12 protein-coding genes and 1 pseudogene are annotated in these 19,542 nt (G+C 75.5%); 7 read left to right on the top strand and 6 right to left on the bottom strand.

Annotated elements, in window-relative coordinates; translation table 11 throughout:
* Window positions 1–36: 36 nt before the first annotated feature.
* Both K1J57_RS20360 and K1J57_RS20355 read right to left on the bottom strand, forming a co-directional pair.
* Window positions 37–2,073 (bottom strand): S9 family peptidase, encoded by a 2,037-nt coding sequence (locus tag K1J57_RS20360; RefSeq protein ID WP_220560167.1) that lies wholly within the window; start codon window positions 2,071–2,073, stop codon window positions 37–39.
* 111 nt (window positions 2,074–2,184) lie between these two features.
* Window positions 2,185–3,204: a ferrochelatase gene (locus tag K1J57_RS20355; RefSeq protein WP_220560166.1), complete on the bottom strand. Its 1,020-nt coding sequence runs from the start codon at window positions 3,202–3,204 to the stop codon at window positions 2,185–2,187.
* A gap of 143 nt (window positions 3,205–3,347) precedes the next feature.
* On the opposite strand from K1J57_RS20355, the gene K1J57_RS20350 reads away from it, so the two are divergent.
* Window positions 3,348–4,646, top strand: a complete 1,299-nt coding sequence (locus K1J57_RS20350; RefSeq protein ID WP_220560165.1) for a D-arabinono-1,4-lactone oxidase — start codon at window positions 3,348–3,350, stop codon at window positions 4,644–4,646.
* 73 nt (window positions 4,647–4,719) lie between these two features.
* On the opposite strand, the gene K1J57_RS20345 is transcribed toward K1J57_RS20350, so the two are convergent.
* Window positions 4,720–5,778 carry a hypothetical protein gene (locus K1J57_RS20345; protein WP_220560164.1) on the bottom strand — a complete coding sequence of 353 codons (1,059 nt, stop codon included), beginning with the start codon at window positions 5,776–5,778 and terminating at the stop codon, window positions 4,720–4,722.
* A 471-nt stretch (window positions 5,779–6,249) separates the two neighbouring features.
* On the opposite strand from K1J57_RS20345, the pseudogene sepH reads away from it, so the two are divergent.
* A pseudogene (gene sepH, locus K1J57_RS34190) lies at window positions 6,250–7,299 on the top strand (septation protein SepH); the annotation flags it as partial.
* Window positions 7,300–8,050: 751 nt separating this feature from the next.
* Here sepH and K1J57_RS20335 read toward each other — a convergent pair.
* Window positions 8,051–9,298, bottom strand: coding sequence for a CdaR family transcriptional regulator (locus K1J57_RS20335; RefSeq protein ID WP_220560163.1), 1,248 nt, complete (start codon window positions 9,296–9,298; stop codon window positions 8,051–8,053).
* 172 nt (window positions 9,299–9,470) lie between these two features.
* On the opposite strand from K1J57_RS20335, the gene K1J57_RS20330 reads away from it, so the two are divergent.
* From K1J57_RS20330 to K1J57_RS20320, 3 genes are read left to right on the top strand one after another with little or no spacing between them, the layout of a single operon-like run.
* Entirely contained in the window at window positions 9,471–10,859 is a 1,389-nt protein-coding gene (locus K1J57_RS20330; RefSeq protein WP_220560162.1) for an MFS transporter, read from the top strand.
* 41 nt (window positions 10,860–10,900) lie between these two features.
* Window positions 10,901–13,402, top strand: a complete 2,502-nt coding sequence (locus tag K1J57_RS20325) for an alpha-L-rhamnosidase N-terminal domain-containing protein (protein ID WP_220560161.1) — start codon at window positions 10,901–10,903, stop codon at window positions 13,400–13,402.
* On the top strand, window positions 13,399–14,793 hold the full coding sequence (locus K1J57_RS20320) for a carboxylesterase/lipase family protein (RefSeq protein WP_220560160.1): 1,395 nt from the start codon (window positions 13,399–13,401) through the stop codon (window positions 14,791–14,793). The genes K1J57_RS20325 and K1J57_RS20320 overlap by 4 nt, the downstream gene beginning before the upstream one ends.
* A gap of 15 nt (window positions 14,794–14,808) precedes the next feature.
* Here K1J57_RS20320 and K1J57_RS20315 read toward each other — a convergent pair whose 3' ends face one another.
* A complete protein-coding gene (locus K1J57_RS20315) occupies window positions 14,809–16,275 on the bottom strand; it encodes a PH domain-containing protein (protein ID WP_220565669.1) in 1,467 nt (488 codons plus the stop codon).
* 638 nt (window positions 16,276–16,913) lie between these two features.
* Window positions 16,914–17,483: a PH domain-containing protein gene (locus tag K1J57_RS20310; RefSeq protein WP_220560158.1), complete on the bottom strand. Its 570-nt coding sequence runs from the start codon at window positions 17,481–17,483 to the stop codon at window positions 16,914–16,916.
* 160 nt (window positions 17,484–17,643) lie between these two features.
* On the opposite strand from K1J57_RS20310, the gene K1J57_RS20305 reads away from it, so the two are divergent.
* Together K1J57_RS20305 and K1J57_RS20300 are read left to right on the top strand one after the other, a co-directional pair.
* Window positions 17,644–18,600: an ATP-binding cassette domain-containing protein gene (locus tag K1J57_RS20305; RefSeq protein ID WP_220560157.1), complete on the top strand. Its 957-nt coding sequence runs from the start codon at window positions 17,644–17,646 to the stop codon at window positions 18,598–18,600.
* Window positions 18,597–19,427 (top strand): ABC transporter permease, encoded by an 831-nt coding sequence (locus K1J57_RS20300; RefSeq protein ID WP_220560156.1) that lies wholly within the window; start codon window positions 18,597–18,599, stop codon window positions 19,425–19,427. The genes K1J57_RS20305 and K1J57_RS20300 overlap by 4 nt, the downstream gene beginning before the upstream one ends.
* Window positions 19,428–19,542 lie beyond the last annotated feature (115 nt).

Genomic DNA, 19,542 nt, shown 5'->3' with positions numbered 1-19,542 from the left:
CGGGCGGCCGGGGTGGGCCGGCCGCCCGGGGGTCGGTCAGAGGTGCTCGGGCCTGGCCCATTCCTTGCCGTGGACGTGGTGGTCGAGGAACGCGAAGACCGTCTCGTACCAGACCTGCGCGTTGCCCGGCGTGAGGATCCAGTGGTTCTCGTCCGGGAAGTACAGGAACTTGGACTCCACCCCGTACAGCTGGAGGTCGCGCCACAGGCGCAGCCCCTCGCCGATGGGGACGCGGTAGTCCTTGTCCCCGTGGATCACCAGCATCGGCGTGGTGATGTTCGGCGCGTGCAGGTGCGGCGAGTTGAGCAGGTAGCGCTCCGGCTGCTCCAGCGGGGTGCCGAACTCGTGCTCCCACACCGGCGGGTAGTCGGTGGTGGCGTTGAAGCCGTCCAGGCCCCACAGGGAGGCGTGGGAGACGATGGCCTTGAAGCGGTCGGTGTGCCCCGCGATCCAGTTGGCCATGTAGCCGCCGAAGGAGCCGCCCATCATGGCGGTGCGCTCGGCGTCGATGTCCTCGCGGGCCTCGGCGGCGTCGGTGATCGCCATGACGTCCGCGAACACGCGCGGCCCCCACTTGCCCCAGGCGCGGCGCAGCATGTCCTGGCCGTACCCGGTGGACAGGGCCGGGTCCGGGAGCAGGACGGCGTAGCCGCGGGCCGCGAGGATCCACGGGTTCCACCGCCACGACCAGCCGTTGAAGCTCATGTACGGGCCGCCGTGCACCCACAGCACCAGCGGGGCCGGGGCGTCGGCGGACGCCTCCTCGGGCAGGACCAGCCAGGAGCGGATCCGGGTGCCGTCGTCGGCGGTCGTCTCGATCTCGGTGAGGGTGCCCGGCATGGTGAGCTCCGAGCCCGGCGTGCGCAGGTACGCGGGCCCGCCGTCGACGGCGGCGGCGTCCAGGCGCACCGGCGCGGGCGGGGCGTCCCAGGCGTCGCGCAGCGCGTACACGTACCGGCCGTCCGGGGACGGGTTGAGCTCGCTGTAGGCGCCGTCGTCGCCGGTGATGCGGACCACCTCGCCCGAGCCCAGGTCGGCGCGGAAGACCGGGCGGCGGCCGTTCTCGTCGGCGGCGATGAACAGCGACCCGGAGTCGGCCGACCAGGCGAAGTCCCGGGCCCACAGCTCCAGGCCCGGGTGGACCGGGGAGGTCTCGCCGGTCTCGCGGTCCAGTACCCACAGCTGGTAGTCGCGGGGCTCGCCGTCGTAGTCGCCCTCGAAGCCGAGCGAGTAGGCGACGCGGCGGCCGTCCGGGGAGACCAGCGGGGAGCCCAGGTCGTACCCCTCCCGGCTGAGGAGGCTGGTGCGCTCGCCGGTGGCGGTGTCGACGGAGACCAGGACGCTGCGGTGTCCTCCCTTGCCGACGGGCACGTCCCACGTGGTGATGAGGGCCGTGCCGTCCGGGGTGAGGGAGCCCTGGGCGTTGATCAGGGCCTTGCCCGCGTCCGGGGTGAGGTCGCGGGGCTCGCCGAGGCCGTCCTCGGGCCCTGCGGGCGGGGTCGCGGCGAAGTAGCGCGGGTGGTCGGGCCCCAGGTCGTGGTCCCAGTAACGGACGGGGAGGGACTCGTGCAGGATCGCGGTGACACCCGCGTCCGCACGGGCCTTGCGCGCCTCCGCCTCGTCCTCCCCGTCCTGGCTCCCGGGCAGGGTCGCCGAGGCGAAGGCGATCAGGCCCGCGTCCCGGGCGATGGTGAAGGCGCCGATGCCGCCGGGCCGGGAGGCCACGCGGCGGGCCTCGCCGCCTCCGGCCGGCAGCAGCCACAGGGCGGCCTTGGGCTTCTCCTCCGGTTCGGCGTCGGGGTCGGGTCGGGCGCTGGTGAACAGGACCGAGCCGTCGGGCAGGAAGCCCGCCGAGCTCTCGCCCTTGGCGCTGCGGGTGAGGCGGTGCGGGGCGGTCCCGCCCTCGGCCTCGGGGCGGACGTCGATCTCCCACAGGGCGCTGTGGAAGGTCTTGGCATCGGGTGCGATACCGCTGACGGGGGCGACCAGACGGGTTCCGTCGGGGGACAGGCGCAGCCCGTTGACCCGCTTCAGTCGGACGTATTCCGGCAGTTCGTACCAGGAACGGACCAAGGCAGTTACTCCTGAGAGGGGAGGATTCGTGATCTTCCCCGCACCTTATCCGCATCCGGTGTCAGCAGCGTTTACGGAGGGGCCCCGTGTGGCGTCCGGGGCCCCCGGGGGTCAGTCGCGGCAGTGGCAGCCCGCGCACCGGGGCACCGTGCTCAGGCGCTGCGGTTCGCGGCCCTCGGTGTACTCGCGGACCAGGTCCGAGACCATGGCGACGAACGCCGGGTGGGTGCCGGGGCTGAGCGCGCGCTCGTACCCGATGCCCAGCTTCTCGGCGGTCTGCCGGGCCTCCACGTCGAGGTCGAACTTGACCTCCATGTGGTCGGAGACGAACCCGTGCGGGACGACGACGACGGCGGGCACCCCCTCGCGGGCGAGCTCCTCCATGCGGTCGTTGACGTCGGGCTCCAGCCAGGGCTGGCTGGGAGGGCCGCTGCGGCTCTGGTAGACGACCTCGAAGGGGTACTCGCGGTCGAGGCGGTCCACGACCAGGCGGGCCACCTTCGCGAGCTGGGAGCCGTAGGCGCCCTCGGGGCCGAAGCCCAGCTCGGGGCCGCCGCTCTCCTCGGCCATCTTGGTGGGGATGGAGTGCGCGGAGAACAGCAGGTGGGCGCCCTCGCGCTGCTGTGCGGGCAGCGCGTCCAGGGCGGCGCGGGTGTGCTCGACCAGCGGCTCGACGAACCCGGGGTGGTCGTAGAAGGGGCGGATGAGGTCGACCTCGGGTGCGTCCTCGCCCAGTGCGGCGCGGGCGCGGTCGATGTCCTCCAGGTAGGCGGTGCGGCTCGACCAGTTGCAGTAGGCGGAGGTGGGCAGCGCCAGTACGCGCCGCACCCCGTCGTCCCGCATCCGCTCCAGGGTGTCGGCGAGCATCGGGGCCCAGAACCGGTTGCCCCAGTAGATCGGCAGGTCGATGCCGTCGGCGGCGAACCCGTCGGTGACGGCGGCGAGGAGGTCGCGGCACTGTTGGTTGATCGGGCTCACCCCTCCGAAGAGGAAGTAGTGCTCACCGACCTCCGCGAGCCGCTCACGCGGGATGTTGCGTCCGCGCGTGACGTTCTCCAGGAACGGGATGACCTCGTCCTCGCCCTCCGGGCCGCCGAAGGAGATCAGCAGAAACGCGTCGTAAGGCCTCATGCACTTCATGAAACCAGCTCCTCCGGACCCCTGGGCCTCACCCCCCGGTCAGCGGGCCTGTGGCGTCGGACTCCCCCGACCAGGACCTTTCGGCCCGTTCTCCCCCTGGCCAGACAAGTGACCGGCGAGTAATGTCCCCTGGCATGACAGATGTGTTGTGGCACACATGGGCGGACACCTACCGGGCCCGTCCCAAGCGGACGGCCTCCCCCAACAGCACCGCCGAGGTCGCGGCGGCCGTGGCCTCCGCCGCGCAGGAGGGCCTGCGGGTCCGCATGGTCGGGTCGGGGCACTCCTTCACCGACGTGGCCGTCACCGACGGGCTCCTGCTCTCCCCCACCTCGCTGACGGGGGTGCGCTCGGTCGATCCGGCCGCGGGCACCGCCACGGTCGAGGCCGGGCTGCCCCTGTGCGACTTCAACGACGCACTGGCGGCGCACGGGGTGGCGCTCGCCAACATGGGCGACATCGCGGTGCAGACGGTGGCCGGAGCGGTGCAGACCGGCACGCACGGCACCGGCCGGGACGCGGGCGGGCTGGCGAGCCAGGTGGTCGGCCTGGAGATCGTGCTCGCCGACGGCTCCGTGGTGGAGTGCTCGGCGGAGCGCGAGCCCGAGCTGTTCCACGCCGCCCGGGTGGGCCTGGGCGCGTTCGGCGTGGTGACGGCGCTGACGATGGCGGTGCGCCCGGCGTTCCTGCTGCACGCGCGGGAGGAGCCCATGCCCCTGGACGAGGTGCTGGAGCGGCTGCCGGAGCTGCGGGCCGGCAACGACCACTTCGAGTTCTACTGGTTCCCCCACACCGGCAACACCAACACCAAGCGCAACAACATCACCGACGGTCCGGCGCGGCCGCTGTCGCGGTTCAAGGAGTGGCTGGACGACGACTTCCTGTCCAACACCCTGTTCGAGGGCGTCAACCGGGTGTGCCGCCGCTTCCCCGGCGCGGTCCCGGCCGTGAACCAGGTCAGCTCGCGGGCGCTGTCCGCCCGCTCCTACACCGACGTGTCGCACAAGGTGTTCACGTCCGTGCGGGACGTGCGGTTCGTGGAGATGGAGTACGCGATCCCCGCCGAGCACCTGGTGGACGTGCTGCGCGAGGCGCGCCGGATCGTGGACGCGGGCGACCACCGGGTGAGCTTCCCGGTGGAGGTGCGGTTCGCCCCGGCCGACGACGTGTGGCTGTCGACGGCCTACGGGCGCGACAGCGCCTACGTGGCGGTGCACATGTACAAGGGGACGCCGTACGAGGCGTACTTCGCCGACCTGGAGGCGGTGTTCACCTCGGTGGGCGGCCGGCCCCACTGGGGCAAGATGCACACCCGCGACCGCTCCTACCTGGAGGCGGTGTACCCGCGCCTGGGCGACGCCCTGGCGGTGCGCGACCGGGTGGACCCGCTGCGGCGGTTCGGCAACGACTACCTGGACCGCGTCTTCGGCTGACCGGCGCGGACCGGACCGGGTTCCGGCGCCGCTGCGGGCCCCGTCGGCGACGGGGCCCGCAGCGGTGTCCGGGTCAGCCCGCGGGGGCCTCGGGGACGGCGTCCCCGGTCCCGCCCGAGCCGCCGAGGGAACCGGTTCCGCCCGTGCCCCCCGTGCCGCCCGGTTCCTGGGTACCGCCGGTGCCCGGTCCCCCGCCCCCGGCGCCGGGGTCGGTCTGGCCGTCCCCCGGGTCGGTGGTGGCGCCGTCGCCCGGGTCGACAGGGTCGGTGCCCCCGTCGCCGCCATCCGTGGGCGGCTCGGTGGCCGGGGCGGTGGGGTCGGGGGTGGAGGACCCCTCCGCGGGGTCCCGGGACTGCTCCCCCGTGCCGTCCTGCCCGTCCTGCCCCCGGTCCTCCTGGCCTGCGGGTGCGTCACCGGTCCCCTCGTCCTCCGGGACCCGGGGCGCGGAGCTGCCGCCGCCGAGCAGCGTGGGCGAGGTGTGCTCGTCCTGCCCCTGCGTCCACGCGGTCAGGGAGCGCCCGGTGAACAGCTCGAACAGCAGGATGACGAGCATCACCAGGCCGAACACGACGGCGGCGGGCACCGCGTAGGCGCGCCATCCGCGCCGGGCCGGCTCCTGCTCCTCCTGTTCCCGGGCGCCGTAGGGGTCCTCCGGGTGCCCGGGGATGCCGGGGACGACGGGCATGCGCACCGTGGCGTCGGTCCCCCGCACGGGCAGGGCCATGGTGCGGGTGGCGTCGGGCTCCTCCGGCAGGCCGGGGATCGGCCCTGTCGGCGGCACCCCGGGCACCGGGCCGGTGCCCGGCGGGTCCAGGGGGTGGGAGCCGGCGCGGCGAGAACCTGTTCCCGCCGGCTCGGTGTGGCCGACGGCCTTCTCGGCGAACTGCCGCGCCTGGTCGCCCCCGCGCGAGAACCAGTCCTGGAGGAAGGGGCTGACCACCGTGCTCAGGGTGGCCATGACGGCCGCCCCGACGACCGTCCCGTAGACGTTGAGGTAGGAGGCGGCGGTGGCGGCGGCGAGGGTGGCCACGCCCGCCCCGACGACCTGGGACAGGCTCAGGTCGATGCGCTTCTTCCCGGCCTCCTCACCTTCTTCCGCGTCCCGTTCCCCACGGTGCTCGGCCCTCCCCATGCGGCCGTCCCCCTTCGTGCTCCGTCCCGTCCGGAGGGCGCGCGAGACGGCGCGCCGCGCTCCGGGATGGGCGTGTGTCGGGCATGTGGCCCCAGACGCCCCAAAGTTCACATACGACTCATGTACGGATAACTCAGACTAAGGGCGGCAGGGTTCCGATAACGCCATCAATGAAGATGCATCACTCTTCGGCACCCATCGGCGTGTCGAGTTGCGTCCGAGAGGATCCCCCTCCCCGACGAAGCGACCGAGATCGGAGTTTTTCCCGGACCTGGGGCGATTCGGGGGGCGCGGGATACCATCACGGCGGAGCCTTCGCACGGGAACCGCGACATTCGCCCGTGACAGCTCCCGGTCGTGGAAGGGTCAGCGTGCCAAGATTGGCAAAGGAAGCGACCGTGAGGACCCCGGGGACGGCCCGGGGCGCTCCCACCGTGGCGATACGCGTCGCGGATCGGGAGGCGGGCACACATGTTCGGGCGCGCCGGGCGCGGTAGTGGCCGAACCGTTGTCGGCCGACCAGACTTGGAGAACGCGGGGGTCGGTCCCAGGACCTGTCCTCGACGGGACGCGAAAGGGAGGGCGATGCACGAGCTTCGCCTCGTGGCCGTGAGTGAGGACGGCACCTATCTGGTGCTGGCCAGCACCGGCCGTGGAACCCGTTTCATGCTCCCTGTCGACGACCGCCTCCGCGCCGCAGTACGCGGCCAGTTCTCCCGGCTCGGCCAGTACGAGATCGAAGTGGAGAATCCGTTGCGCCCCAAGGAAATCCAGGCCCGCATCCGGTCCGGCGAGACCGCGGAAGCCATCTCCGAGATCTCCGGCATCCCCATCGAACGGGTGCGCTGGTTCGAGGGCCCGGTCCTCCAGGAACGGGAGTACATCGCGCAGCAGGCCCAGCGCGCCGCGGTGCGCATCGCCGGCGAGGCCGCGCCCGCGGGGAACCTGGAGGAGCTGGTCACCCGCCGGATCGGGGCCCACCAGCTGGAGACCGGCGACGCGGTGTGGGACTCCTGGAAGCGCGAGGACCGCACCTGGCAGCTCAAGCTCGTCTTCCTCGACGGCGGCGAGGAGCGCGTCGCCCACTGGCTGTACGAGCCCAGACACAACACCGTCACCCCCGCCGACGAGGAGGCCGCCCGGTTCTCCTCGTCGGAGCCCGCTCCCTCCCCCACCGCGAACGTGACCCCTTTCGCCCCCCGGCGCTCCGAGTCCGAGGCGCCGCGCCCCTCCGTGCGCCCCGCCCCCGAACGGGTCGGCGGAGCGCGGCGCGCCGACGGCCCGCTGGACGACCCGCTGCGGCCGTCCGTGCCGCGCGGCGAGGAGGACGGCGCGGGCCGGCGGACCGGCGAGCGGCGCGAGGAGCCGGCGAACCGGTGGACCGAGGAGCCGCGCGGGCACCGCGGGTACGACGCCCCGCCCGCACGGCCGCAGCGGCCCGCGACCCGGGACGCGGAGCGGTTCGAGCGCGCGTCCGAGCACGACGGGCGGCCGGCGTACCGGGAGGCCGAGCAGGACGGGCGCCCGGCCTACCGCGAAGCCGAGGCGGGCGTACGGGCCCCGGAGCGGACCGGGCGCCCCGCGTACCGCGACGAGCACGAGGACCGCGAGGGCCGCGAGGAGACCGTCCGCCGGGACGGGTACGGGGAGCGCACCGCCCCCCGCTACGAGGAGCCCGCGGGGCACGGGCGCGAGGAGTACCCCGGGCACGGGCGCCCGGACACCGGGCCGCGCGCCCCGCACACGGCCCCGGCCGACGGGCCCGCCCGGCCTGCCTCCCCGGTGTTCGAGGAGGAGGGCGAGCCGTACGGCGGTCCGGCCGCCGCGCCGGTCGCGCGCCCGGAGCCGTCCCGTCCCGAGCCGCGCCCCGAACCGCTCCCGGCCGAGCGGCCGCGCGCCGCGCCCGCTGCGGAGGAGCGGCCCGACCGCCGGGAGCGCCCGGCCTGGTCGGCCGCCGCCGACCAGGTGCCGCCCGCGGCGCCCCTGAGCCAGCCCGCGCCGCGCCGGCTGCCGGGCCACCATCGACCTCAACGACACCGGGACCCCGCGCCGGGCCGCCGACCCGTCCCCGGCCACGCCCTCGGCGCCGCTCCCGGCCGCCGCGGCGGGCGGGGACCGGCCCGCGCCCAAGCGCAAGGGGCGCGGGCGCCGCGCCTCGGTGCCGTCCTGGGACGAGATCATGTTCGGGGCCAAGAAGGACGACTGACCCTCCGGGGTCCCGCACCGCTTCCCACGGGGGCGTCCGCCGCGGCGGACGCCCCCGTTCCGCGTGTCAGCGGGACGCGTCCACGCGGCGGGCCGCCAGGGCCATGGCCGCCAGCGACCGGTGGGACTCCCGGGACAGGTCCAGGCCCAGCAGCGCGGCCGCGCGCCCCAGGCGGTAGTCCACGGTGTTGGGGTGGACGTGCAGCCGCGCCGCGGTCCCCCGCCGGTCCCCGTCCGACCCCAGGTACTCCTCCAGGGTCCGGTACAGGTCCGGGTGCCCGGCCAGGGGGTCCAGCAGCGCCGCCAGCAGGGCGCGGGCCGCGCCCGGCCGGGTCGCCTGGTACTCGAACAGCAGGTCGTCGAGCATGTACAGCCCCGCGGGCCGGTCCAGCGCGCGGGCCAGGGACTGCAGCTCGTCGGCCAGCGCCAGCAGGTCGGGCACCCGTTCCGGCGGGCCGACCGCCCCGCCCGCGGTGACCGGCGCCCCCGCGGCCCCGCCCAGCCGGGCGACCAGTTCCGCCGCCCCGGGGGCGCCGTCCGCGTCGGCGGGCAGCGGCACCAGCGCCGTCCCGCCGCCCCCGCCCAGCAGGGCCAGCACCGGGCCGTCTGCGTAGGCCTCCAGCTCCCGCCGCAGGCGGTGGGCCCGGCGGCGGCGCGCCACCTCCTCGCTCACCCCCCGCTCCTGTGCCGGGGGAGCCGTCGGGGACAGGCTCAGCACCAGGTAGGAGTCGGGCAGCGGCACCCCGGCCCGGCGGGCGGCCGTGCCGGGGTCGGCGCCCGAGACCAGGGCCGAGTAGAGGGCGAAGCGGGCGCCCTGCTCATCGCCCGAGATGTGCTCGCGCTCGTCCAGGTAGCCGCGGGCGACCACGGTGGTGATCCGGCCCAGGTGGGCGATGAACAGGGCGGCCACCCGGGCGAGCGCGTCGAGATCGCCGGGGCCGGCCCGGGTGTGCAGACGGTCCCAGACGGCGGAGAAGCCCCGGTGGTAGGCGTCCAGCAGGGACTCCAGGCTCGCGCCCTCGGCCGCGCGGCGGGCCGCCGAGGCGGCCAGCAGTTCGGCGTCGTCGGGGCCGAGGGTGTCCCCGGCCTCCCCGTCGGCACGGCGCAGCACGGAGACGCACAGGCGCAGGTTGTGCTCGACCACCCAGCGGATGTCGGGGGCGAGGGACCGCGCCCCGTCGCCGTGGTGGTCGGGGTTGGTGGCGGTGAAGGACGCGATGACCTCGTCGACCAGCGCGGGGTCGCCGGGGGCGATCCAGGTGTGCGCCGGGCGCCCGCCGATCATCGGCACGCCCCCGGATTTGTGACGGGTCACAATCCCTCGCCTCCCCTTCCTGGTCCCTGTCCACTTCCACCGGACCCCCGAACGGGACGAATGTGGTGGTGGAGGCCGTCGACGCCGGCCGCGCCCGAGCCTAGGGCACGGGCGGGTCCCGTGCGCGTCACGAACCGGCCTCCGCCGTGTCCCTTCTCCCAAAGGCGGTCCCATGGCCACCACCCCCGCGCCCGGCGCCCCCGGGTCGACCTCCCTGGCCGAGCGCGCCAGCTACCTGGCCGGGAACCTGGGCGACATCGTGCCGAGCACGGTGATCGGCTCGTTCCTGCTGCTGTACCTGACCGACGGCGTCGGGCTGGCCCCGGCCGCGGTCGGCACGCTGCTGCTGGTGGCCCGGCTCGTGGACGCCGCCACCGACCCGGTCATGGGCTACGTCGTGGACCACCTGCCCGCCACCCGCTACGGCCGGTTCCGCCCGTACCTGCTGGTCGGGTCGCTGCTGGCCGCCGCGAGCTTCGCGGCTCTGTTCCTGGCCCCCGCGCTGGCCCCGGACCCGCTGGTCGCGGTGTGGGTCGCCTACCTGGTGTGGGGACTGGCGTTCGACTTCATGGACGTGCCCCTCAACGCCCTGCTCCCCGCCATGACCGACGTGCCGCGCGACCGCGCCCGCCTGGCCGGGATCAAGGGGCTGACCTACCTGTTCGGGGCCGGGGCGGTCACCGCAGCCGTGCTGCCGGCCGTGAACGCCCTGGGCGGCGGCACCGCCGGGTGGGGCTCGTTCGCGGTGCTCGTGGCGGCGGGCTCGGCCCTGCTCATGGCGGTGTCGGCCGCCGGGGTGCGCGAACGCGTGCGGCCGGTGCGGGAGGAGCGGTACGGGCCGCGCGACCTCGGCCGGATGTTCCTCACCGGACGCGCGGTGCCGCTGCTGCTCGTCGCCAAGGTGGCGGTGTCGGCGGCCAGCGCCGCGATGCTCGCCTGCATGCCGTTCTTCTTCACCTACTACGCGGGCTCGGCGGCGCTGGTGAGCGCGGCGGCCGTGGTGATGATCGGGCCGATGATGGCGGGCAGCATCGCGGGCCCGGTCCTGGCCGGCCGGCTGGGCCCCCGCAACGGCTACCTCGCGAGCGCCGCCGTGGCCGTCGGCGGGTTCGCCACGATCGCCCTGGCCCCGGGGATGCCCGGGGCCTACTACCTGGCGGGGTTCGCGGTGGCGGGCCTGGGCGCGGGCGGAGCGGTGGCGCTGAACTACGTGCTGGTGGCCGAACTGACCGACGTCACCGAGTGGCGCACGGGCTTTCGGGCCGAGGCGGCCCTGGCCTCGCTGTCGTCGTTCGCGGCCAAGGCCGGGGGCGGCATCGGCGGCGCGCTGACGGCCTACTCCCTGGCCTTCTCCGGGTACCGGGCCGGCCGGGAGCAGACCGAGGCGGCACTGAGCGGCCTGCACCTGACCCAGTCGCTGCTGCCCGGGGGCCTGCTGCTGTTGGGCGGCCTGGTGCTGCTGGCCTACCCCGTCGACCGCGCCATGGCCGTGGAGGCGATGAGCGCGCTGGCCCGGCGCCGGTCCCTGTCCGCGGACCGCGCCGCGAACGGGACGCCGTGAACCCCCGGGCGTCCGACGCACCGACACGAGAGGAGAACGCCGTGCACGCACCCGCCGCCGCACCGACCGGGGCCGCCCCTCCCGGCTTCCGCGCCGAGCCCCGGGCCTGGACCGGGGAATGGATCTGGTCGGACCGGCCCGCGCTGGCCCCGCCGGGCCCCGACAACCCGTTCGGGAGGCACGACCCCGACCGGTTCGACCACCGGGTCCTGTTCCGGACCGTCTTCCGCGTGGCCGGACCCGTACGCGGGGCACGCCTGTTCATCACGGCGGACTCGCGCTACACCGCCTACCTGAACGGGGTGGAGGTCGGCGACGGCCCCGTCCGCCACGGGCCCGGCACCCTGTACTACTCCGTCCACGACCTGGCCGGCGCGCTGGTGGAGGGGGAGAACGTGCTGGCCGTGGCGGCCCGGTTCTACGGCCATCCGACGCCGTGGTGGGAGCCGACCCCGCCCACGTTCACCCAGGGCGGCGGCTCGCTGGTGGCGGAGGTGGAGGTGGACGGCTCCGTGGCGGCGGCCAGCGGCCCCCACTGGCGGGTCCGGGAGGGCGACGCCTGGGAGCGGTGCCGCCCCATGGGGCTGCTGAACTCCCAGATCCCCGAGGCGTTCGACGCGCGCCTGCTGGACCCGGGGTGGACCGGGGCCGGGTTCGACGACACCGGCTGGGCCCCGGCGACGGTGCAGGCCGCGCACGCCGTCACCGGTCCGCGCGGGCGCACCCGGCCGGGCGGGCACCCGTACGGGGTGCTCCTGCCCCATCCGCTGCCGCCCCCGGCGGTCACCCGGCACGCCCCGGTCGGGCCGCCCCTGTGGTACGCGCTGCCCCCCGGCGCCGACCCCGACGTGCACACCGCGCTGGCGGCCGACGCGGCCGTACTGGAGGACGGGACCCCGGCCGGCCCCGACCGGCCCGGGGGGCGGGCGCTGGCCGTGTTCGACCTGGGCCGGATCGTGTCCGGGCGCACCCGGCTGACCCTGGACGGGCCCGCGGGCCGCACGGTCACCGGCGCCCTGGTGGAGGCCGTCACACCGGTGGCCCTCGGCTCGGCCGCGCCGTTCCGGATCCGCACCCGGAACGGCCGCACCCGGTTCACCGCCTCGGACCCCTCCGGCGGCCGGTACCTGGTGCTGTCCGTGGACGGCCCCGACGTGGAGGTGGCGGTGGCCGTCCGCGAGGCCCTGCGCCCGCGCCCCGCGGGGGCCGGGTTCGAGTGCTCCGACCCCTTCCTGGAGCACCTGTTCGCGGTGGCGCTGCGCACCGTCGACCTCACGGCGCAGGACGCCTACCTCGACTGCCCCACCCGGGAGTCGCGCGCCTGGGTCGGCGACGCCGTCGTGCACCAGGCGGTGGACCTGGCGACCTCGCCCGACTGGTCGCTGGCCGTGTGGAACCCCCGGCTGCTCGCCCGGGCGCGCCCCGACGGCATGCTCCCCATGGTCGTCGCCGGCGACTTCGCCCGCGACGGGGTGCCGCCCATCCCCGACTGGGCGCTGCACTGGATCCGGTCGGTGCACCTGCTGTACCGGTACACCGGCGACCGGGAGGCGGTCGCGGAGCTGCTCGGCACCGCCGAGGGGGTGCTGCGCTGGTTCGCGCGGCACGCGCGCCCGGACGGCCTGCTGCACGACGTGCCCGGATGGGTGCTGATCGACTGGTCCCCCGTCCAGGTGGCCGGGTGCTCGGCCGCGCTCAACGCCCTGTGGGGCCGGGCCCTCGCGGACTTCGCCGAGATGGCCGCCTGGTCGGGAGACCCCGGGCGGGCCCTGTGGGCGCGGGACGCCCACGCGCGCCTGGCCGAGGGGTTCGAGGCGTTCTGGGACGAGGAGCGCGGCGCCTACCGCGACACCCTGGGCCCCGCGGGCCCCGGGCGCGGGGTCAGCGAGCACACGGCCGCGGCCGCGGTGTGCGCGCGCCTGGTGCCGCCGCGGCGGCGGGACCGCGTGCGGGACCTGCTGCTGGACCGGGACGCGATGTTCACCCGCAGCCCGCTGGCCGACCACGGGGTCGACGAGCGCGGCGCCTACGACGGCACCCCCGTGCACCTGCGGGAGGCGCCCGACTGGGACACCGAGGCGCGGGTGGTCGGCGCCCAGCCGTTCTTCCGCTACGTCGTGCACGACGCGCTGGCCGAACTGGGCGCGGCCGACGCCCTGGTGGACCTGTACCGGGACTGGGCGGTCCTGCTGGAGAGCGGCCCGAGCGCGCTGCGCGAGTGCTGGGAGGGCGGGTCGTTCGCGCACGGGTGGTCGGCGACGCCCGCCCGCGACCTGGTCGTGCACACGCTCGGGGTGTCGCCCGCCGAGCCGGGGTACGCGTCGGTGCGGGTGGCGCCGCGGCCGGGCCGGCTGGAGAGGATCGCCGGACGGGTGCCCACCCCGCACGGGTTCGTGGAGGTCGCCGTGGAGAACGGGCGGGCCCGGGTGGACTCCCCCGTGCCGGTGGAGTTCTCGCACCCCTCGGGCCGCGTGGACCGGTTCCCCGCCGGGGAGCGTACGATCACCCTGCACCACGCCTTCCCCCGAGGAGACCAGCCATGACGGACGGACCCACCGCGCACGTCGGAGCCGGGGCGCTGCGCGGCACCGCCGACGGGGGGATCGTCCGCCACCTGGGCGTCCCCTACGCGGCACCGCCCGTCGGGGAGCACCGCTTCTCGGCGCCCGCCCCGGTCACCCCCTGGGAGGGGGTGCGCGACGCCACCGCGTACGGGCCCGGCGCCCCGCAGGCGCCCTACGAGGGCGCCGTCGGGGAGATCCTGCCGTCGGTGGACGCCTGGGGGGACGACTGCCTGCACGTCAACGTGTGGGCGCCGCGGGGCGCCGAACCCGGTTCGCTGCCGGTGCTGCTGTGGTTCCACGGCGGGGCGCTGGTGCGCGGGGCCAACTCCCTGAGCGCTTACGACGGGACCGCCTTCGCGCGCGACGGGATCGTGTTCGTGTCCGCCAACTACCGGCTGGGCTCGGAGGGGTTCTCCGTCCTGGAGGACGCCCCGCTCAACCTGGGGCTGGCCGACCAGCTGGCCGCGCTGCGCTGGGTGCGGCGGGAGATCGCCGCGTTCGGCGGCGACCCCGGGCGCATCACCGTCGCCGGGCAGTCCGCAGGAGCGGGCACCACCGCCGCGCTGATCGCGCACCCCGAGGCCGGGCGGCTGGTGCGGCGGGCGATCGTCCAGAGCGGGCCGCTGAGCGCCGCCACCCCCGACCGGGCCGGGCGGATCACCCGGCTCATCGCGCAGGACCTGGGGATCCCCGCCACCCGGGACGCCTTCGCCGGGGTGGGGCCCGAGGACCTCGTCGCCGCCCAGCACCGGGCGATGGCGGCGGGGAACCCGCTCGCGGGCGGCCCCGCGTTCTCCCTGGCCGTGGACGGCGACCTGGTACCGCGCGCCCCCTACGACGCGTTGCGCGCGGGCGCCGCCGACCACCTGGACCTGCTCATCGGCACCACCCTGGAGGAGCACCGGCTGTGGCTGGCCCCCGGCGGCGCCGACCGTGCCCTGGGGTGGCCGCTGCTGGCCCTGGGCTCGCTGCGGTTCGGGGTGGGCCCGGCGACGCTGCGCAGGCTGCGCTCGCGCCGCCCCGGGATGAGCACCGGGATGCTGGCGGGGGCGCTCGTCGGCGAGGTGCTGCTGGAGCGGCCCGCGCGGCGGGTGGCGCGGGCCCGCGCCGCGCGGGGCGCCGCCACGCACGTGTTCGGGTTCGCCTGGCGCAGCCCGGTCGCGGACCTGGGCGCGGCGCACTGCATGGAGCTGCCGTTCGTGTTCGACCGGCTGGGCACCCCCGGGGCCCTGGCGCTGACCGGCCCGGACGCCCCCGCCGAGCTGGCCGAGCGGACGCACCGGGCCTGGGTGGACTTCGTCCGCGACGGCGACCCCGGCTGGCCGTCCTGGGCCGAACGGCCCGAGCCGCACGTCCTGGACGCGGGCTGACACGGCCCGGCCCGGTCAGGGGCGCGGGCCGGCCAGGAAGGGTCGGACCATGTCCGGGGTGATCCCGGCGGCGAAGCCCACCGACTCCTCGAAGGAGGCGTCGGTGGCGGTGTAGCCCCCGGCGCCCGCGCCCACGGTCACCTGGAGGTCGGCCAGGCCGGGGCGGCGCTGGAACAGGGTCTGCCTCCAGGTCCAGCCGATCACCGCCGACCGCTCCACCGTGGCCTGGGACCGGGACAGCGAACCCGAGCGGACGCTCACCCGCTCCCCGTCGTGCCCGTGGCCCAGGGAGCGGTAGCGGTCCACGCCCAGGGGCACCGCGGCGACCGTGAGGACCAGGGCCACGGCGACGACCCAGGCGGGGGCGAACGCGGCCGCCAGGGCCAGTGCCAGGGCGGGCGGGCCCACCGAGCGCAGCAGGCGGCGGCCCAGGGCGGCCCGGGGGTGGCGGCGCAGCGTTCCGGTGTAGCGGCCCAGGGCGTGGTCCACGACCTCCTCGACCCGGTCCCGCGGGCCGATCGGCAGCAGCACCGAGCGCCCGGCCGTGTCGCCCAGACCGGTGACGATCGCGCGCAGGCGCACCGCGCCCCGCAGGCGCTCCAGGGGGTTGTCCAGCAGCTCGTACCCGCGGATGCGCCGCTTCTCCAGGGTGACGCTGCGCCGGGTGAACAGGCCGCGCTCGGCCACCAGGGAGCCGTCGCGCTCGCGCAGGGTGAACCCCCAGTGGGTGAGGGCGTAGGAGACCACCGCGAACACCGGCATGAGGAACACGATCACCACGGCGGCCGCGACGGCCGCCGTCAGCAGGCCGTTGCGGTCGGAGGCCTGCACCCAGTCGATGAACGCGTCCGTGGCCCACTCCCCCGCGGTCTGCTGGACCGCGCCGAACAGGGCGGACAGCACCGCGAAGGGGGTGAGCAGGTAGCCCAGGCTCAGTGCCCCGTACAGGTACCAGGAGCGGGGGATGGCGAAGTGGACGGTCCCCTCGTCGGCGGCCGGCCCGTCGTCGCCGGGGGCCGGGCTCTGCCCGTCCCCGGCGGGGGCCGCGTCGGCCGCTTCGGTCCGGCCGACCAGCACCGCCTTGCGGTGCAGCAGGACCCGGCGCAGCCGCTCGGCCTCGGCGGTGTCCACGGCGTCGAGCTTGCCGTCCTCGCTGCCGCCGACGGCCCCGGCCGCCGCCTCGATGCGCACCACCGCCACGCCCAGGATCCGGTGCAGGAGCGTGCTGGTGACGTCCACGCCCCGGATGCGCTCCAGCGGGATGGTACGCCGGGACCGGCTCAGCAGGCCCTTGCGGATCTCCAGGTGGTCCCCGGCCACCTCGTAGCGCGTGGTCCGCCAGGTGACGAAGCCGCCGACGAGCAGGGCGACCACGCCCGCGCCGGTCGCGCCCAGCACCCACGGGTTGAACCCGCCCACGACCAGGCCCGCGACGATGGGCAGCAGCAGGCTGCGCAGCTGGTTGACGGGCCCCACGACCATGGTCCGGGCGCTCAGGCGGCGCGCCCGCTCCACCCCGAGCCCGTCCGCCCCCGGCGGCACGACCCCCTCGACACCCTCGACCGCGTCCCCCACCCCAGCAACATCCCCGGGGCCGGGTGCCCCAGCCACGCCTCCAGCCCCACGAACCTCCATGGAACCGGGCACACCCCCGGGCACATCCGCCCCCGGGTGCACAAGCGCTTCGGCACCCTCGACCGTGTCCCCCGCCCCAGCGGCATCCCCGGGACCGGGCGTCACAGAAGGCACGGGCGCCTCCCCAGGCTCCCTGGCCGCCTCGACTGCCCCAGCCGCGCCTCCAGCCCCATGAACCTCCGTGGAACCGGGCACATCCCCGGGCACGTCGGCCCCTAGGTGCGTGGCACCGCTGTCAGCGCGGGTCACCGCAGGGGGCACGGGTGTCCCTTCGGCCCCCTCCGCCCCCGGCCGCACAAATCCCTCGGCGGCCTCGGCTTCGTCTCCCATCCCAGGGGCGTCCCCGGAACCGGAGGCGTCGTCGGACACGAGCGGCTCTTCGGCGGCGTCTTCCGGGGCGCGGGCATCCGTGGGAACGGGCGCGTCCGGGTACGAGGGCGCGGGGGTGGGCGGGGTCGTCCGGTCGTCGTCACCGGTGCCGTCGGTCATGTGGCATCGTCCCGCAGGGTCCCGGCGCGCACGGCCAGCTCCTCGCTCAGCCCGCGCGCCTCGTCGGCGTCCAGCCCCTCGATGGTCGACGAACCCGCGTAGGAGGCCGTCTGCACCTCCAGGGTCGCCACGGAGAAGAGGCGTTCCAGCCACCCCTGGGTGTGGTCGACCGTCTGCAGGCGGCTCACCGGCACCAGCTGCCAGCTCCGGCTCACCCACCCCGAGCGCGTGTAGATGACGTCTTCGGTCACCTCCCAGCGGTGCACCCGGTACCGCCAGGAGGGCACCACCGCCACCCGGAACAGGGCGTACACACCGTAGACGACGGGTACGAACGGGGCGTACTCGCGCACCCACACGGGCGGCCAGCTCCATCCGAGGGAGGTCAGCGCCCACGCGCCCGCGCTCAGCAGTGCCGTGAGGAACAGGCCGCCCAGGAGCAGGCGCACCGTCCACACGCCGATCGCGCGCCTGCTCACCCTGCGCTCCGGCGGCCGCAGTCCGGTCGCGGGCTCCGCCTCCGGCGGGGAGGGATCCAGTGGGGCGTCGGTCGGGGTGTCGTTCACGGACTCGAGTCTAGGGCCGCCCCGGCGCCGCGATCCCCTGCGTGTCAGCGGTCCCGGGACGGCGGTGTCAGCGGGGTGTGGGCGGTGCGATCCCGCATGTCAGCGTTCTGTCAGAACCGCCGACGAGACTGGTCATCGAACGTGCGAACGGAGGAGTGGGATGACAGACGCCATACGCGCGGAGGGCCTGGTCAAAGAGTTCAAGGGCAAACGCGCCCTGGACGGGGTGGACCTGACCGCCAGGACGGGGGCCGTGCTGGGTGTCCTGGGCCCGAACGGCTCCGGCAAGACCACGACGGTGCGCATCCTGGCCACCCTGCTGCAGCCGGACGCCGGCCACGCCGAGGTCTCCGGGTTCGACGTGGTGCGCGAGCCGCACGAGGTCCGCCGGCTGATCGGCCTCACCGGCCAGTACGCCGCCGTCGACGAAGAGCTGACCGGCGTGCAGAACCTGGTGCTGATCGCCCGGCTGCTGGGCTTCGACCGGGCCGGCGCCCGGACCCGGGCGGACGAGCTGCTGGAGCGGTTCGCGCTGTCCGACGCGGGCGGCCGCCCCGCCAAGACCTACTCGGGCGGCATGCGCCGCCGCCTGGACCTGGCCGCCAGCCTGGTCGGCCGGCCGGCCCTGCTGTACCTGGACGAGCCGACGACCGGCCTGGACCCGCGCAGCCGCAACGACCTGTGGGACGTGGTCCGCGACCTGGTGGGCGACGGGGTCACCGTCCTGCTCACCACGCAGTACCTGGAGGAGGCCGACCGGCTCGCCGACGACCTGCTGGTGCTCGACCACGGCCGGGTCATCAGCCGGGGCACCCCGGAGGAGCTGAAGAACCGGACCGGCGGCCAGGTCCTGGAGCTGCGCACCGTCGAGTCCGGCCGGCTGCCGCTGGCCACCAAGATCATCGAGGCGGTCACCAGCACCCCGGTCACCCAGGACGGCCTGGTGGCCAGCGTGCCCGTCACCGACGCGGGCGTGCTGCCCGAGGTGGTGCGCCGCCTGGACGAGCAGGGGGTCGCCGTCGCCGAGCTGTCCCTGCGCAAACCCAGCCTTGACGAGGTGTTCCTGGCCCTGACCGGGCGCACCGCCGAGAGCGACACCGAGGAGGTGCCCGCATGAGCGCCGTGACGACACGGGAGCCGTCGGCGCGGACCGGGGACGCGCCCCGCGTTCCCCGGCACATCACGCCGCTGACCACCGTCCGCAACGGGCTCCAGCTGGCCTGGCGCAGCATCCTGAAGATCAAGGCCAACCCCGAGGAGGTCTTCGGGCTCATCCTCCAGCCGGTCATGTTCGTGACCCTGTTCGTCTTCGTCTTCGGACAGGCGCTCATGGGCGACTGGCAGGCCTACCGGGACTTCCTGATGCCCGGCATCGTGGCGCAGTCGGTTATTTTCGCGACGCTGGGCACCGGGTTCACGCTGAGCCAGGACGTGGAGAAGGGGATCTTCGACCGGTTCCGCTCGCTGCCCATCGCGAGGTCGGCCCCGCTGATCGGCGCGATCCTGGGCGACCTGGTGCGGTACGCGATCACGGTGGTGATGGTGCTGCTGGTGGGCGTGCTCATCGGCTTCCGGCCCGAGGGCGGCCTGGTGGGCGTGGTCGCCGCCGGGGCGCTGGTGCTGCTGTTCGCGTTCGCCCTGTGCTGGATGTCGGCCTTCGTCGGCATGATCGTGCGCACGCCGATGGCGGTGCAGGCGTTCGGCATGATCCTGATGTTCCCGCTGACGTTCGCCAGTTCGGCGTTCGTCGACCCGGAGAGCATGCCGTCCTGGCTGCGGGTGATCGCCGCGAACAACCCGGTGACGCACATCGTGGACGCCATGCGCGGGCTGATGATCGGCGGCGACGTCGCCGGGCCGGTGACCTGGACGCTGGTGTGGGCGGCGATCATCACCGCGGTCTTCTTCCCACCCGCGGTGTGGGCCTACCGGCGCCGCACCTGAACCGCGCCCCCGGGCCGCGGGTACGGCGGAGGGCGCGTGCCCGGGCGGGAGCAACGTCCGGGGGCGCCCCCGCCCGCGGCTCGGGCCGGGGGCGCCCCCGGCCCGCCGGGGCCCG

The organism is Nocardiopsis sp. MT53, from assembly GCF_019598965.1.
GTDB lineage: Bacteria > Actinomycetota > Actinomycetes > Streptosporangiales > Streptosporangiaceae > Nocardiopsis > Nocardiopsis changdeensis.
This window is presented reverse-complemented; position numbering and strand designations above follow the sequence as displayed.